The organism is Marinobacterium sp. xm-g-48, assembly GCF_013282925.1.
Lineage (GTDB): Bacteria > Pseudomonadota > Gammaproteobacteria > Pseudomonadales > Balneatricaceae > Marinobacterium_E.
In genome coordinates this window covers 98,930-114,298 of sequence record NZ_WBYQ01000001.1, presented here as the reverse complement: position 1 = coordinate 114,298, position 15,369 = coordinate 98,930, and the positions used below count along the sequence as shown (strand labels likewise).

The window sequence follows — 15,369 nt, the reverse complement described above, 5'->3', positions numbered from 1 at the left end:
ATAGCACCCCACCCGAAGAAGTATCGTTCGTTATTGCTTGTCATTTTCAGCCTCCCGATTCTCAGCTTTATCAAAGTCAATTCCCTCAAAGCGCTCAGATATATCCGTCACGGTAGCAAGAGGGTTTGGCTTAACATCCAGATCTCTCATCTGAGCCTCTAGCGTGTAGAGCCTATAAAGCAGCGATATGTTCTGAGATTTCAGCATGTTATTTTCTTTCTCAAGCGAAGCAATATAAGAGGCATCATTATCAGACTTTCTTTGATTCCGACTACTTACCTTTTTATCCGCAGATTGCATATCAGCACTGTAGATTGAGATCTCTTCAATCAAATCATCATAACCACGACCCTTCCTGAAGATAGATCTCTGACGACCAGCCTCCCTTGCAACAGAAGCCAAATTAACGACTCCACCGTTTTTCTTGAGTCGCTCAAATGCGTCTCTTAGATCGTCTTTTAAAGCCATTTCAACTCCTATTCACAATTTGAATTCGCTCAAGCGCAAGCCTTGTCGCTTTTGCGGTCATAGAGGCAGGATCTTCATACTCAAGAGCGAGATTTACGCCCTCAACAAACGCCTCCAATTTTTCTTCATGTATTATGGAATCAGGACAGCCTTGGGCGCAGGGAGTTATCAACTCTATGCCAAATGATCCGCACAGCTCCGTGCGCATGCAGCCACCGACTGGAGTATTCTGATATACCAGGGGATTCCTTTTATCCTTGATTGCTTTTTGAGTGCTTTCACGATCCAAGAACCTAACAGGAATCTCATTGCGATCTTTTTGAATCTGCAACCCCTTACCTTTTGGTCCTTTTAGCTCAGAGGCATATTTAATAACCCCTTCCTCAAACTTAACGGCATCGCGCTCTACCAAACCATTCTGAAAATCAGTGACAACACCAAACTCAGAGACAGGTTCACCTTTAGATGACAACGGTATAAAACTTGTTGCGTAAGATGATCTGCGAGCGTAAAGAGCAGTCATTACCAGAGAGACGTGCTTATATTGAGATCCAAGAGAAGGGAGAGAAACCATCCCGCTCCTCGATGCGTAAACTGCCAGAGAGCGTCTAAACTGATGCGTATTGAAAGGCCAAACATTACCAACGGCATACTTGTCGTCACGCTTATTAAAAGTAAACAAATCAAATTCACGAAGCTCAACTCGGTCAGACTCAGATATGACACAGCCAAATGCCTCGAAAATATGAGTATTCACACCTTCTTTGATTTTGGGTCGGAACAACGGGTAGTTGAAGTGGTCATTCTTATTTCGTTCTGAACCACCGACGAGCAGAGGCATAAGTTGAGGATTAAACTCAAGCCCTAACATGTAAGTCTTAATTTCAGACACTAATCTCGCCAACCGAATAACTCTTTCAAGCTCTTTGGTAGTTACCCATTGCATCGGAACGGAATAGTTATCTTGAAGAATCTTTCTTGTTCTAGTTGTTAAGAAATAGACCTCACCATATTCACGGATGTTTTGTTTTATAAGACATCCCTCATAAGGGATAACTTCAACCTCAGATGTCCGACAACCAGTAAATGCGTGAATTAGATAAGCACAAACAAGGTGATAGTTTTGTAAGTCAGAGATAGCTTGTGTCCAATGAAGGCTAAGTCCGCTTTCTAAATATTCTTGACAGCGCTTAAGTGAAGAAAAACTATCACCTTTACCATATATTTTCTTTTGAACCATGACATCGCGCAATACCCTTAAACGCTCAAATCCTTCATCAATATATTGAAATCCAGAATCTATAAGGCAACCTAAAATTCGTGTTGGGATAAGTGGCGTAGGAAGAGTGTCATTTGCCTGATTTTTAGCACCTATTAATAGATTGGATATGACCTTATCTTCATGTTCTCCCCATAAAGGCTTAATCCCATATGTTGCCGCATCGGAAGCCTTTGAAATACCATTAAACTCATGCAACGCCGTTATACAGACGGATGCTGATTTCTTATTTTGAAATAAACCACCAGAAGCGATAGAAGCTTTTAATCTAGCTAAAAACTCAGGACTTTGATCTGCATTATTCAAATCAGTCGAACACGCATAGCAAACACTAGCGATTCTTTTTAAGTATCCAAGACGATTTTTTCTAACTGACTTTAACTTTAAATCTGCGCGAATCACCTCAGGAGAATAAAGCCAAAACCACATCATGGCTTTTACTTGAAGAACAAGATTTTTATAAAGATCGGATTCCTTATCTGAATCATGCTCGACATCAAAATCAAAATGAAAATTTGTAGAGTAATTTTTACTAAAGATCCAACTGTTATCTGAAAAAATAGACTGAACAGAACCACCTTCATCTCGACTTATAACAAAATCATGAGGGATATTTTTAGGACACACATCAAAATCATCCCCCTTATATCTCAGATCTATTTTGTCGAAACAGCCAGCCATTGAATAGATAGACATATTAAGAAACCTCCATACCAACCAGTGTTGAGATCCACATTTCCCAGAACGGATCAAGTTCACCATCAAGTATTTCACGCTCACATTCAGCTACCATATTAGCGTGACTCGGACTGATTAATTTAAATTGCGAAATAACATCATTTGCACGATCAATAATTGGAACGAACTTGATATTAAATTCATCTATATCTCTAGTATTTACATAGCCTGATGATCGAACATACTCTTTGAGTGAAAGGAGCTTCTTAATATCAGTTTTATCAGAATGTATTGCGTAGTGTTTACAAAATAAACATGTCGTATGCGCCGTGCATCTTGGCTCTTGAAGCGCCTCACCAAAGCTATCATCGCGTGCGGCTTGCGATGGGTCTTCAGCTGTGCATCCGCCTGATGCTGTTCTGGAAGAATCTTCGACAACCCTGATAGGAACGCCTGTCGAAACAACTTTACTAACCTGTGCCATTAGGTCAAAGAAAGGAGCCAGCTCTACTGCAGCATCCTCTATGCCCATCTTTCTAAGATAGACTTCACGAGTCGTCTGCATTGATCGACCTTGCATCTGTGCGGTTACAGCTAAGTCCCCGCCAGAATGCTTCATTATATTTATGTCACGTAAAGGTCTTATATCCATGAGATTAACGAACTTTATGCTTTCAGGCCATTGAAGTCTGGCTTGGTTGACATCTTCTTGGATTAGCTTGATGTATTTAGCCTTTGAAAGATCATGATCTTGCGCTTTACCGCTTTTTCTTGGACCAATAGACAGGGTTGGAAGGCCAGCCTGATCCCACTCCATCCCGATTAGGTTATTCATAGCTTTCATTAAAGCTTGGAATCTTTTGTAGACAGGTCCGAAGTTTTTTAAATCCCACATCACCGTCTGCATCTTGTTTTTGGCTCTAGCCTTAAAAACCCTCAACCCTTTCCCGCTACGATCTGCGGAAGCACTGCGGTAATCAACATCAAGAAGCGATTGCTTGTTTGCACCAGATTCATAAGCTAGAGCGTAGAGGAAGTGTTTAATTGCTCGTACAAAGAATATTTTGATGGCGTAATCGTCGAAAAAGCGATGTTCACTTCTGAATAGCTTGGATTTTTCACCTATGATCGATTTATATCGCTTTAAGAAGTCAGGCTCAAAACAATTAAAACCAGAATCGACAGCCTCTTGAATAGTCTCCCAAAAATACTCTCTATCTACGATGTGAGAAGGGTCAATATCCCCCTCCTTAACACCAGGAAGACCTTTCTCATCATCCTTAAATATAACAATGGTTGAGTATATGTATGAGTCGCGACCTAAAATATTTCTGACATTAATAGGAACAAGCCTTTCTGCCATACCAAGTTCATCTTTATCGATGATAATCTGCGAATAAACTTTAAAAAGCTCATAATGCAGTGTGTAGTTTATCTGATGAATATCTTCCGATATTCCCAGCTTATATGTGGTTGCTTTTGAGTTTTTTAATGAAATTTGTCTTGCCCAGCGACGGACTGCTGGCACCGTCAAATGATCTTCATATAGTGCAGCTATGTAATATGTTAAAGCCCGTTGTTGTTGCTGTGCAGATCTTCGAGACAGAGGTTTTCCTGATATTGAAGATTCGTCGATGCGCCTTTCAAGGTAGCGATGAAATTCTTGGTAAAATCTTTTCCATTCATCAATACTATCGAAATCAAACTCGGAGCCCTTAGAATCAATCTCATCCAGTATATTTATCAGCCCTTCAAGAATGTATAGAAAGTTAGAACCCTCGTTACTAATCAATCTATTAATGGCAACCTCACGATCAGCAACAAGCGATTCGATACATACCGTATTAATACCTACCCTTGAGAATTTATTAGCCTCAGACTTGAAAAACCTATCCCTGTAGCAGAGCTTATATACCACATAAGTTGATGACCTGTTTTTCCGCAAAACCAGACGAGATGCTGTAGGATAAATATCGACAAGACCAAGCTTTTCAAATGGAAACTCTATAACACCTGAGGGCTTAACCAATTTATTCATCACCTAAACCCTCAAGATTATCAATTGCTAATCCATACTTTTCTATCAACGCATGATTTCGGTCGCTGTGCCCCTTTTGAAGATTACGGGTATATTCCCCGACCATATCAAAGTCCACATAGTGAGCCGACATTAGGGGGCTCTCGTGGCTCATACGTTTCGCTAAAGCATTCATGATTTCAGTTCTGGACCAACCAGCATCCATAGCATCCCTTACAAAGTTAAGCCCATATGTCGCTCTGAGATCGTGAGGTCTGAATCTCCTAAAGCTCTCGTGACGCAGCTGTATCAATTCACATAACTGATTTGTCCACTGCCTAATACTTTCACCTTCTGTGGTTTTCCAGCCAGCAGCGTCCTTATAGTTAATGCGGGTGCTATATTCCGATGACCGCCTATCAGAAAACTCTTTATCAGACGTGTAGTAAGGAACCCCCCTTGAACTCAGGAATACATAATTCTCGTCAGAGACACCATAAAAGCTATTTTCATGCGCCATGCATTGTTGGTGATATTCACTATCGACATACTCAATCAGCAAATCCATTAAAGGAGCGGGAATATAAAGAAATCCAACTTTATTTAATTCATTTTGTTTCTTGAGATCTGTAGAAAATCCTGCACCAATAGGAATAACGTATTCAAAATGGCGTGAACCTTCATCATCAGTTAATCCCTCTACTTCCTCAATAACTCGATTGTCATATGCATACCTAAGATCCTTTATTCTTAATGTACAAGCAGTCTGAATTCGAGCCGAGGTCATGAGTATGACCCATGCAATTAGCTGAAAAGTATAGTTACCCATTAACTTTAGTTGTTCGTTAACAATTACTTGCTCGGCTTCTGAAAGAGGGCGTAAGCGCTCTTTTTCTTCAAGCAACTCACCGTTCAATTCAACAGGAGCCGTCGAAGATGGGATTGCCAGGTCTGTACTGACCTTATTGATAGTTCTTCCCCCAACTTGATCATCTACCGCTATCTTGGCTGTTTTTAATTCATAAGGCGGATAAGGGAACTTTTCTGGCGGGAGAATGTTTTGTAAGAACCGATAAAAATCAACGACAGCATTAATTCTGTTGGATGCGGTAGAGAAGCTAAGATTTTCATTGGGGTCACGAGCTCGCTCGACCAAATCCCTTCGGTACATATATGTAATGCGCTGAGCCTTTGGGCGTGGTAAGTAAAATTCATCAACAAGCTTGCTAGCAGGAAGATTGGGGGTTTTGTCGATTTGCTGCTGCCTAAATCTTTCAATAAAAGAAATGAAATCAGTAATATGAGTAGCAAGAACTCTAAAGGTGCTGACAGGTGGCTTTTTTAAAGCTGCGACTTCATCAAATTTACAAATTAGATATAGGTTACCCATCTCCCATGGCTCACCGTTACCCTTAAAAATAAAGGGGAATTTATCTATTCGCCCGTCGAAAACCGTAGCGCGCCTAGTGTAGTCATAGAAAGACCATGGAGTATAAACAGCAACAGCTTTTCCATCTTCTTCAAAGAATTCTATATCCATATGATGAAACTGCTTGATGTGGGTCCTACGCGCTTCACCTGTAAAAGCATTAGTTCGTCTAGGCATTGACATACTCCCTTTAATATGTCAACATAATATCATATTAAGTATAGGATGTCAACATTAGATCGCTTATTATGGATGGGTTGTCAACACTATCTTATTAGGGATGATCATGAACCCAACGACTGACGTTTTAGAGCAGCGTGTCGCAGCGCTAGAAGGTGGCATTGCCGGTCTTGCCGTCGCTTCAGGTATGGCAGCGATCACTTATGCGATTCAGACCATTGCTGAAGTCGGTGACAACATCATCTCTGCAAGCGATCTATACGGCGGAACTTACAACCTATTTGCACACACACTGCCTCGCCAAGGCATTGAGGTGCGTTTTGTTGCCAGCAATGACATTGCCGCTATCGAATCTAAGATTGATGCGCGTACCAAAGCACTCTACTGCGAATCGGTTGGCAACCCATCGGGTCGTGTTGCGGACATCGAAGCACTGGCAGAGGTTGCACACCGTCACGGCATCCCGCTGATCTGTGACAACACGGTTCCAAGCCCTGCGCTTTGGCGTCCAATTGAACAGGGTGCAGATATCATTGTGACTGCTGCCACTAAATACATCGGCGGCCACGGCAACTCCATTGGTGGTGTGATTGTCGATTCCGGCAACTTCCCATGGGCTGAGCACGCGGACCGCTTCCCACTACTTAACACACCAGACATCTCTTACCACGGTGTTGTCTACACAGAAGCCTTTGGTCCGGCTGCATTCATCGGTCGCTGTCGCGTAGTGCCTCTGCGTAATACCGGCGCAGCGATCTCTCCAATGAACGTCTTCTTGTTGCTACAGGGCATTGAGACCTTGCCACTGCGTATGGAGCGCATCTGCTCAAACGCACAGAAAATCGCTGAGTTCCTTGAGAATCACGATCAGGTAACTTGGGTGAAATACGCAGGCCTTGCCTCGCACCAAGATAACGCACTGGCTAAGAAGTACATGGACGGTAATGCGTCTGGTGTCATGAGCTTTGGTGTCAAAGGTGGACGTGAAGCAACGCGTAAATTCTACGATGCTCTGCAGATCTTCCTGCGCCTAGTGAACATCGGTGACTGTAAGTCACTCGCCTCTATCCCCGCCGAAACGACTCACCGTCAGTTGAATGCCGAAGAGTTAGCCTCTGCCGGTGTTACTGAGGATATGGTGCGCCTATCGATCGGTATTGAGCACGTTGACGACCTGATTGCCGATCTGGATCAGGCATTAGCAAGCGTCTAATACGAAGAAGAGCCAACAAAAAGCCCGCTGATGCGGGCTTTTTAATATTTATTAACTGTTCGGGCTCGATCTAATCGTGATCGCAGAAGGTACTGCAAGTATGACCTTCAACCTGCTTGCCTTTCGCTTCGATCAGATTGACCGCGTCGATAAAGGTAGGTCGGATTGACTCTTTACTGCTGACTGTGAAGCCAAGATCACGCAATAGGCCATCACCGAGACCGTAGATCCAACCGTGCACATTAAGCTCTTGCCCCCGCGCCCAAGCATCGGTAACGGTAGTGGTGTTACAAACATTGAGCGCCTGCTCGACGACGTTTAACTCACAAAGACGATCAACCTGGTAGGGTTTCGCTTCCCACTGACCGAGGAACTTGCGATGGTTGTAGTAGACATCACGAATGTGGCTTAGCCAGTTATCGATTAGGCCGTGACGCTCATCTTCCATAGAGGCAACGACACCACCGCATCCGTAGTGACCCACGACCATAATGTCTTTGACTTTCAATACATCGACTGCGTATTGAATCACCGACAGACAGTTCATGTCTGAGTGCACGACAAGATTCGAGACATTGCGGTGAACGAACAGCTCGCCCGGCATGAGATCCACGATCTCATTGGCAGGGACGCGACTGTCAGCACAGCCTATCCAGAGGTACTCCGGTGCTTGCTGTGCTGCCAAGGTTGCGAAAAACTCGGGATTAGCCTGGTGAATCTTTTCCGACCAGCCTCGGTTTTTTTCAAACAGCCCGCTCAGTTTTTTCATCGTCTCTCGTCTACCGCAGTCTCAGTTTAATCGTGGTGCTTCTTATTTGTAGCGCTTCTTATTTATGGTAAGGGGCACTCAGCTCATGCACCGCATCAACAAAGATTTTGGCATGATCTGGGTTCACAAACTGGTGAATACCGTGGCCAAGGTTGAATACGTGACCCGTACCAGACCCGTAACCTTCAAGAATACGGCTCACTTCAGCGCGAATAGTATCAGCCGGCGCATAAAGTACCGATGGATCCATGTTGCCCTGCAGGGCCACTTTATCACCGACACGACGACGCGCATCTGCAATGTCTGTTGTCCAATCAAGACCCAGTGCATCCGCACCCGCATCAGCCATCGACTCAAGCCACTGACCGCCGTTCTTAGTGAACATGATCACAGGTACTTTGCGACCATCGTATTCACGAATCAGGCCATCGGCGATCTTCTTCATGTAGTCGAGTGAGAAGGCTTGGTACATAGGTCCGCTCAGAGCGCCACCCCAAGTATCAAAGATCTGAACCGCTTGAGCACCGCTGCGAATCTGCTCATTTAGGTAGAGCGTAACTGACTCAGCAAGCTTATCCATCAATTTGTGGAGCACTTCTGGTTGTGAATACATCATCGCTTTGATGTGGCGGAAGTCTTTAGAAGAGCCCCCTTCGATCATGTAAGTCGCCAGTGTCCATGGGCTACCAGAGAAGCCGATTAGAGGAACACGGCCGTTCAACTCGGAACGAATGGTCTTCACCGCATCCATCACGTAGCCAAGATCTTTGACTGGGTCTGGAACCGGAATCGCGTCAACGTCTGCCTCTGTGCGTACCTCTTTCTTAAAGCGTGGGCCTTCACCCGCTTCAAAGTAGAGACCTAGACCCATCGCATCTGGAATAGTCAGAATGTCAGAGAATAGAATTGCCGCATCCAGATCGAAACGCTCTAGAGGTTGAATGGTCACCTCACAGGCTAGATCTTTGTTCATGCAGAGTGACATGAAGTCACCCGCCTGGGCGCGTGTTGCTTTGTACTCAGGAAGGTAACGACCCGCCTGGCGCATCATCCATACTGGCGTGTAATCGACTGGCTCTTTCAATAGAGCACGAAGAAAACGATCATTTTTCAATTCAGACATGTTCGCAAATTCCTAAAAATAACTGCGCAGATTGTACCTGCTTTGAGCCTGTTAAGCAGTTAATAAAAAGCCGCTGGGGTCAGCGGCTTTTGATGTAGATCAGCGAGGATTAAACCTCTAGGTAATCAAGAATACCTTCAGCTGCGTTACGGCCTTCGTAAATCGCGGTAACGACCAGGTCAGAGCCACGCACCATATCACCACCGGCAAACACTTTAGGGTTTGACGTCTGGAACGGCAGGCGATCACCCTCTAGTGCAGCATCGACACGACCGTCTTGGTGAAGGTTGATACCGAAATCAGCCATCCAAGGCGCTGGGCTAGGACGGAAACCGAATGCAACCAATACCGCATCAGCAGGTAGGATCTCTTCTGAACCTTCGACCACTTCTGCGCGACGACGACCGTTCTCATCGGGCTCACCCATCTGAGTGGTAACCACTTTGATACCGGTTACTTTGCCGTTCTCACCAACCACTTCAACGGGCTGACGGTTAAACATGAAGTTGACGCCCTCTTCACGCGCGTTTTCGACTTCGCGCTTAGAGCCTGGCATATTCTCTTCGTCACGGCGGTAAGCACAGGTTACGCTCGCCGCTTTTTGACGGATCGAGGTACGGTTACAGTCCATCGCAGTGTCACCACCACCAAGCACAACAACTCTCTTACCTTCCATGCTGATGTATTCAGAAGCATCTTTCTCGTAGCCACGGCAGTGGTTTACGTTAGAGATCAAGAAAGGCAGTGCATCGTAAACACCGTCAAGGTCTTCACCTGGGAAACCACCCTTCATGTAGGTGTAAGTACCCATGCCAAGGAAAACTGCATCGAACTGATCAACCAGTTCCTGCATCGTGATGTCTTTACCCACTTCAGTGTTCAGTTTGAACTCAACACCCATCGCTTCGAAGATCTCACGACGCTGAACCATGACATCTTTCTCAAGCTTAAACTCAGGAATACCGAAGGTCAGTAGACCGCCGATCTCTGGGTTACGATCGAATACCACTGGCTTAACGCCGTTACGCGCAAGGATGTCGGCACAACCAAGACCTGCAGGGCCTGCACCGATGACAGCAACCTTCTTATCAGTCCAGGTTACATTGGACATGTCTGGACGCCAGCCCATAGCAAAAGCGGTATCCGTGATGTACTTTTCTACCGAACCGATGGTCACTGCACCAAACTCTTCGTTGAGTGTACAAGCACCTTCACAGAGGCGATCTTGTGGGCAGACACGGCCACACACTTCTGGCAGTGAGTTTGTCTGGTGCGACAGAGTAGCCGCTTCAAACAAGTTACCCTCTGATACCAGTTTCAACCAGTTAGGGATGTGGTTGTGTACCGGACACTTCCATGAACAGTATGGGTTACCACACTCAAGACAACGGTGTGCCTGTGCATTAACGTCCTCTTGTTCAAACGGCTGATAGATCTCAGCAAACTCGCCACGGCGTACTTCTGCTTCGATCTTTTCTGGGCCCTTACGGCCTACTTCAACAAACTGAAAATTGTTGTGAAGACGGGTAGTCATAGTCCCACCTCTTGTCTAAGCCCAGACGCATCTGGGCGATAATCTAATAAACCTAAATCTTACTCTGGAGCGTGTGTCATGCTGTTTAGCAGAACATCTAGGCTCGCCGCTTTTGGCTTAACCAGCCAGAAACTGCCGAGGAAATCTTCGTAGTTATCAAGAATTTCCTGACCCCACGCACTGCCCGTTTCACGAACGAATTCGATGATCACTGAGCGTAGGTGGTTTTTGTACTGCTCCATGTGCTCGGTGTGGATACGGTGAATATCAACCAATTCGTGGTTGTACTTATCCACGAAGCTACGATCTTTATCCAGTACATAAGCGAAACCGCCCGTCATACCTGCACCAAAGTTGTAACCTGTATCACCCAGAACCGTTACCAAACCGCCTGTCATGTACTCACAACAGTGATCACCGGCGCCTTCAACCACGGCGTGTACACCTGAGTTACGAACACCGAAACGTTCACCTGCACAGCCCGCTGCGAACAACTTACCGCCTGTTGCACCGTATAGACAGGTGTTACCGATAATCGCAGTCTCTTGTGAGGCGTAAGTCACTTCTGAGAATGGTTTGATGACGATCTTACCGCCCGCCATGCCTTTACCAACGTAGTCGTTCGCATCACCCTCTAGAAGAAGGTTCTGACCACCGGCGTTCCAGACACCGAATGATTGACCTGCATGGCCACGGAACTTAAAGGTAATTGGGTTGTTTTCCATGCCCAAGTTGCCGTGTTTCTTAGCGATAGCACCCGAGGTGCGTGCGCCCACTGAACGGTCACAGTTAGTGATTGTCAGTTCAAACTCACCGCCGGCTGCTGAATCGATTGCAGCTTGCGCCATCGCTAACATGTCAGTGTTTAGACGGCCTTCATCAAACGGAACGTTGCGCTCTTGCTGAACCGTCTGTGGACGATCTGCTGGCACACCGGCATCGCTGATGAGTGGCGAAAGATCCAGTGATTTCTGACGATCTGTTTTGCCTTCAATGATCTCTAGTAGATCAACACGGCCAACCATCTCTTCGACAGTGCGCAGACCCAGCTGAGCCATGATCTGACGAACCTCTTCTGCCACAAAGCGGAAGTAGTTCTTAACCATCTCTACAGTACCGCGGAAGTGATCGCTACGTAGACGATCATTCTGCGTCGCAACACCGGTCGCACAGTTGTTCAAGTGACAGATACGTAGGTACTTACAACCCAATGCAACCATTGGCATAGTACCGAAACCGAAGCTCTCTGCACCCAGTAGCGCGCCTTTAACAACGTCTAGACCCGTTTTCAAACCACCGTCTGTCTGCAGACGAATCGCACCACGCAGGTGGTTACCGCGCAGTGACTGGTGAGTATCGGCTAGACCAAGTTCCCAAGGCGAACCTGCGTAGTGAATCGATGTTAGAGGTGATGCCGCAGTACCACCGTCGTAACCAGAAATTGTGATCAAATCTGCGTAGGCTTTTGCTACACCACAGGCAATGGTACCGACACCTGGACGAGAAACGAGCTTCACAGAGACCAGACCTTCAGGGTTCACCTGTTTAAGGTCGAAAATAAGCTGCGCCAAATCCTCAATCGAGTAGATATCATGGTGCGGTGGAGGCGAGATCAATGTCACACCTGGCACTGAGTAACGTAGACGTGCGATTAGGCTGTTAACCTTACCACCTGGCAACTGACCACCTTCACCCGGTTTCGCACCCTGAGCCACTTTAATCTGCATAACATCGGCATTAACGAGGTACTCCGGTGTTACACCAAAACGGCCCGAAGCGATCTGCTTGATCTTAGAGCGCTTAATAGTGCCGTGACGAACAGGATCTTCACCACCCTCACCTGAGTTAGAGCGACCGCCCAGTTCGTTCATAGCAACCGCTAGAGCTTCATGCGCCTCTGGAGAGAGTGCACCCAGCGACATTGCTGCTGTATCAAAACGAGGGTAGATCGCTTCAGCGGGTTCTACTTCGTCAATGCTGATCGGAGTGACATCTTTAAGCTTAAGCATGTCACGAATCGTCGCAATGCCACGTTCGTTAACCAGTTTAGCGTAACGGTCGTAGTGCTTCTGATCACCCGACTTAACCGCTTCGTGGATTGCTTGAACCACGTCTGGGTTGTAAGCATGGTACTCGCCACCAAACTTGTACTTCAGTAGGCCGCCATCAGTGATTGGCTTACGTGCGATGAAGGCTGTTTTAGCCAACGCCGCTTGGTCCTCTTCAAAGTGAGCAAATTTAGAGCCCTGAATACGGCTAGTAACCCCTTTGAAACAGAGATCAACCACTTCATCACTAAGACCGATCGCTTCAAACAACTGAGCACCACGGTACGACGCGATGGTCGAGATACCCATCTTAGACAAGATCTTGAACAGGCCTTTATCAATACCTTTACGGTAGTTCTCATGGCTTTGTAGAGCATCTTGTAGCATCTCACCAGTGCGACAAAGATCAGTCAGCACACGGTAAGCCAAGTATGGGTAGACCGCGGTTGCACCAAAACCGAATAGCACTGCGAAGTGGTGTGGGTCACGAGCTGTACCCGTCTCTACAATGATGTTGGCATCAGTACGGATACCAGTATCGATTAGACGGTGGTGAACAGCACCCGTCGCCATTGCTGCATGGATAGGTAACTTACCCTTCTCGATGTTGGCATCCGATAGGATGATGATCGATTTTCCAGCACGAACCTCAGCTTCCGCCTTATCACAGACAGCAACGATCGCTTTATCAAGCGATAACTCTTCTGGGTTGTAGTTAAGATCGATAACAGCAACTTCAAACCCTTTTTCATCGTTGTCACGAATACGGTAGAACTTGCTTGCAGAGAGTACTGGCATCGTCAATACAACACGACGAGCGTGATCCGCAGTCTCTTCAAATACGTTTTGCTCACGACCTAGGCAGGTCTCTAGTGACATCACGATCGCTTCACGTAGTGGGTCGATTGGTGGGTTGGTCACCTGAGCAAACTGCTGACGGAAGTAATCGTATGGCGAACGAATCTTCTCTGATAACACGGCCATCGGCTTGTCATCACCCATTGAGCCAACCGCTTCCATGCCACTTTCGCCCAACGGACGAAGCACCTGGTCACGCTCTTCAAAACTTACATTGAACATCTTCATGTAAGTCTTAGTCTCTTCTGGGGACATATCACTGAGCGCTTCCGCTTCAACGGAAAGATTCATCGTGTTCTCTAGACGCAGTGTGTTCTCTTTCAACCACTGCTTGTAAGGCTGTGCCTTCTTAAGACGATTATCGACATCATCAGTGTGCAGTACATCACCTGTCTCTGTATCGATTGCTAGAATCTGACCCGGTCCAACACGACCTTGAGCAACAATATCGCTTGGCTCGTAGCTGAATACACCGATCTCAGAAGCGGTACAGATCATGCCATCTTTGGTCATCACCCAACGAGATGGACGAAGACCGTTACGGTCTAGAAGACAGACCGCGTAACGACCGTCAGTCATAACCATACCAGCAGGACCATCCCAAGCTTCCATGTGCATCGAGTTGTACTCGTAGAATGCACGTAGCTCAGTGTCCATGGTGTCAACGTTCTGCCACGCAGGTGGAATGATCATACGAACCGCGCGGTAGATATCGATACCACCAACCAGTAGGAATTCGATCATGTTATCCATTGATGACGAGTCAGAGCCGGTGGTGTTAACGATTGGCTGTAGCTCATCAAGATTTGGAATCAATGGAGTAGCAAATTTAGAGGCGCGAGCACGTGCCCAGTTGCGGTTACCTTCAACCGTGTTGATCTCGCCATTGTGGGCAAGGAAACGGAATGGCTGTGCAAGAGGCCAGCGCGGTGCTGTGTTCGTTGAGAAGCGCTGGTGGTAGGTACACACCGCTGTCTTCAACTCAGGATCTGCAAGGTCTTTATAGAACACAGGAAGATCGACCGGCATCATCAAGCCTTTGTAGCTGATCACGCGCTCAGATAGGGTACAGATGTAGAAATCTGCATCATCAGACAGAGCGATCTCAACTTTACGGCGAGCCACAAACAGCGCAACTTCAAGCGCTTTTGCATCCATGTCTGACACATTGATCAGAACTTGTTCGATCTGTGGAAGCGTCTCTTTCGCGATAGGACCAAGGCAGCTGTCATCCGTCGGAACTACACGCCAGCCAGCAACGGTAAGGCCCTGCGCTTCAAGTTCGCGATTCATGACAGTACGAGCATTGTCAGCCGCCGCGGCATCCTTAGATAGGAATACCATGCCAACAGCAAAGGTGTCAGTTAGGTCGACATTCAACTCATTCTTAGCGGCTGCACGCATGAAATCGCGTGGCATCTGCATCAACAGACCACAGCCATCACCCGTCTTACCATCCGCTGCAATACCACCACGGTGAGTCATGCAGGCCAATGCTTCAATGGCGTTATCAAGTACCTTATGACTTGCTTCGCCCTGCATGTGGGCCATTAGACCAAAACCGCAGTTATCTTTAAATTCATCCGCGCGATACAGACCGTTGCTCATACGCTATTCCTACCTAAAAACTTAAATAAAATCAGGCACTTAAAACCTGAATACACCTCTAGAGAAATGACACAGAGGCAAAATGGGACCGTAATTCTACACTTCTACGGCTCTGGCTACAAATCGACCAAGAAAAAACAAAAAACGCGCCAAGTTGGCGCGTTT

8 protein-coding genes and 1 pseudogene are annotated in these 15,369 nt (G+C 46.5%); 1 reads left to right on the top strand and 8 read right to left on the bottom strand.

Features of this window, described 5'->3' with window-relative positions; translation table 11 throughout:
- Positions 1-30: 30 nt before the first annotated feature.
- From XMG48_RS00530 to XMG48_RS00515, 4 genes are read right to left on the bottom strand one after another with little or no spacing between them, the layout of a single operon-like run.
- Positions 31-468, bottom strand: a complete 438-nt coding sequence (locus tag XMG48_RS00530) for a hypothetical protein (RefSeq protein WP_173480120.1) — start codon at positions 466-468, stop codon at positions 31-33.
- A gap of 1 nt (position 469) precedes the next feature.
- Positions 470-2,443: a hypothetical protein gene (locus XMG48_RS00525; protein WP_173480119.1), complete on the bottom strand. Its 1,974-nt coding sequence runs from the start codon at positions 2,441-2,443 to the stop codon at positions 470-472.
- Position 2,444: 1 nt separating this feature from the next.
- Positions 2,445-4,463 (bottom strand): hypothetical protein, encoded by a 2,019-nt coding sequence (locus XMG48_RS00520; RefSeq protein ID WP_173480118.1) that lies wholly within the window; start codon positions 4,461-4,463, stop codon positions 2,445-2,447.
- The gene (locus XMG48_RS00515) at positions 4,456-6,048 is read right to left on the bottom strand and encodes a site-specific integrase (protein ID WP_173480117.1); all 1,593 of its coding nucleotides are present in this window, start codon (positions 6,046-6,048) and stop codon (positions 4,456-4,458) included. The genes XMG48_RS00520 and XMG48_RS00515 overlap by 8 nt, the downstream gene beginning before the upstream one ends.
- A gap of 106 nt (positions 6,049-6,154) precedes the next feature.
- On the opposite strand from XMG48_RS00515, the pseudogene XMG48_RS00510 reads away from it, so the two are divergent.
- Positions 6,155-7,264, top strand: a pseudogene (locus XMG48_RS00510) (O-acetylhomoserine aminocarboxypropyltransferase/cysteine synthase family protein); the annotation flags it as partial.
- Positions 7,265-7,334: 70 nt separating this feature from the next.
- Here XMG48_RS00510 and can read toward each other — a convergent pair.
- The 4 genes from can to gltB form a co-directional block, all read right to left on the bottom strand.
- Positions 7,335-8,033: a carbonate dehydratase gene (gene can, locus XMG48_RS00505; protein WP_173480115.1), complete on the bottom strand. Its 699-nt coding sequence runs from the start codon at positions 8,031-8,033 to the stop codon at positions 7,335-7,337.
- A gap of 58 nt (positions 8,034-8,091) precedes the next feature.
- Positions 8,092-9,156 carry a uroporphyrinogen decarboxylase gene (gene hemE / locus XMG48_RS00500; RefSeq protein WP_173480114.1) on the bottom strand — a complete coding sequence of 355 codons (1,065 nt, stop codon included), beginning with the start codon at positions 9,154-9,156 and terminating at the stop codon, positions 8,092-8,094.
- 109 nt (positions 9,157-9,265) lie between these two features.
- Entirely contained in the window at positions 9,266-10,690 is a 1,425-nt protein-coding gene (locus XMG48_RS00495) for an FAD-dependent oxidoreductase (protein WP_173480113.1), read from the bottom strand.
- A 59-nt stretch (positions 10,691-10,749) separates the two neighbouring features.
- The gene (gltB, locus tag XMG48_RS00490; protein ID WP_173480112.1) at positions 10,750-15,204 is read right to left on the bottom strand and encodes a glutamate synthase large subunit; all 4,455 of its coding nucleotides are present in this window, start codon (positions 15,202-15,204) and stop codon (positions 10,750-10,752) included.
- Positions 15,205-15,369: the final 165 nt, after the last annotated feature.

Bases quoted from the DNA above. Each gene is read 5' to 3' on its own strand.
- XMG48_RS00530 (WP_173480120.1), bottom strand. From the start codon at position 468: ATGGCTTTAAAAGACGATCTAAGAGACGCATTTGAGCGACTCAAGAAA.
- XMG48_RS00525 (WP_173480119.1), bottom strand. From the start codon at position 2,443: ATGTCTATCTATTCAATGGCTGGCTGTTTCGACAAAATAGATCTGAGA.
- XMG48_RS00520 (WP_173480118.1), bottom strand. From the start codon at position 4,463: ATGAATAAATTGGTTAAGCCCTCAGGTGTTATAGAGTTTCCATTTGAA.
- XMG48_RS00515 (WP_173480117.1), bottom strand. From the start codon at position 6,048: ATGCCTAGACGAACTAATGCTTTTACAGGTGAAGCGCGTAGGACCCAC.
- can (WP_173480115.1), bottom strand. From the start codon at position 8,033: ATGAAAAAACTGAGCGGGCTGTTTGAAAAAAACCGAGGCTGGTCGGAA.
- hemE (WP_173480114.1), bottom strand. From the start codon at position 9,156: ATGTCTGAATTGAAAAATGATCGTTTTCTTCGTGCTCTATTGAAAGAG.
- XMG48_RS00495 (WP_173480113.1), bottom strand. From the start codon at position 10,690: ATGACTACCCGTCTTCACAACAATTTTCAGTTTGTTGAAGTAGGCCGT.
- gltB (WP_173480112.1), bottom strand. From the start codon at position 15,204: ATGAGCAACGGTCTGTATCGCGCGGATGAATTTAAAGATAACTGCGGT.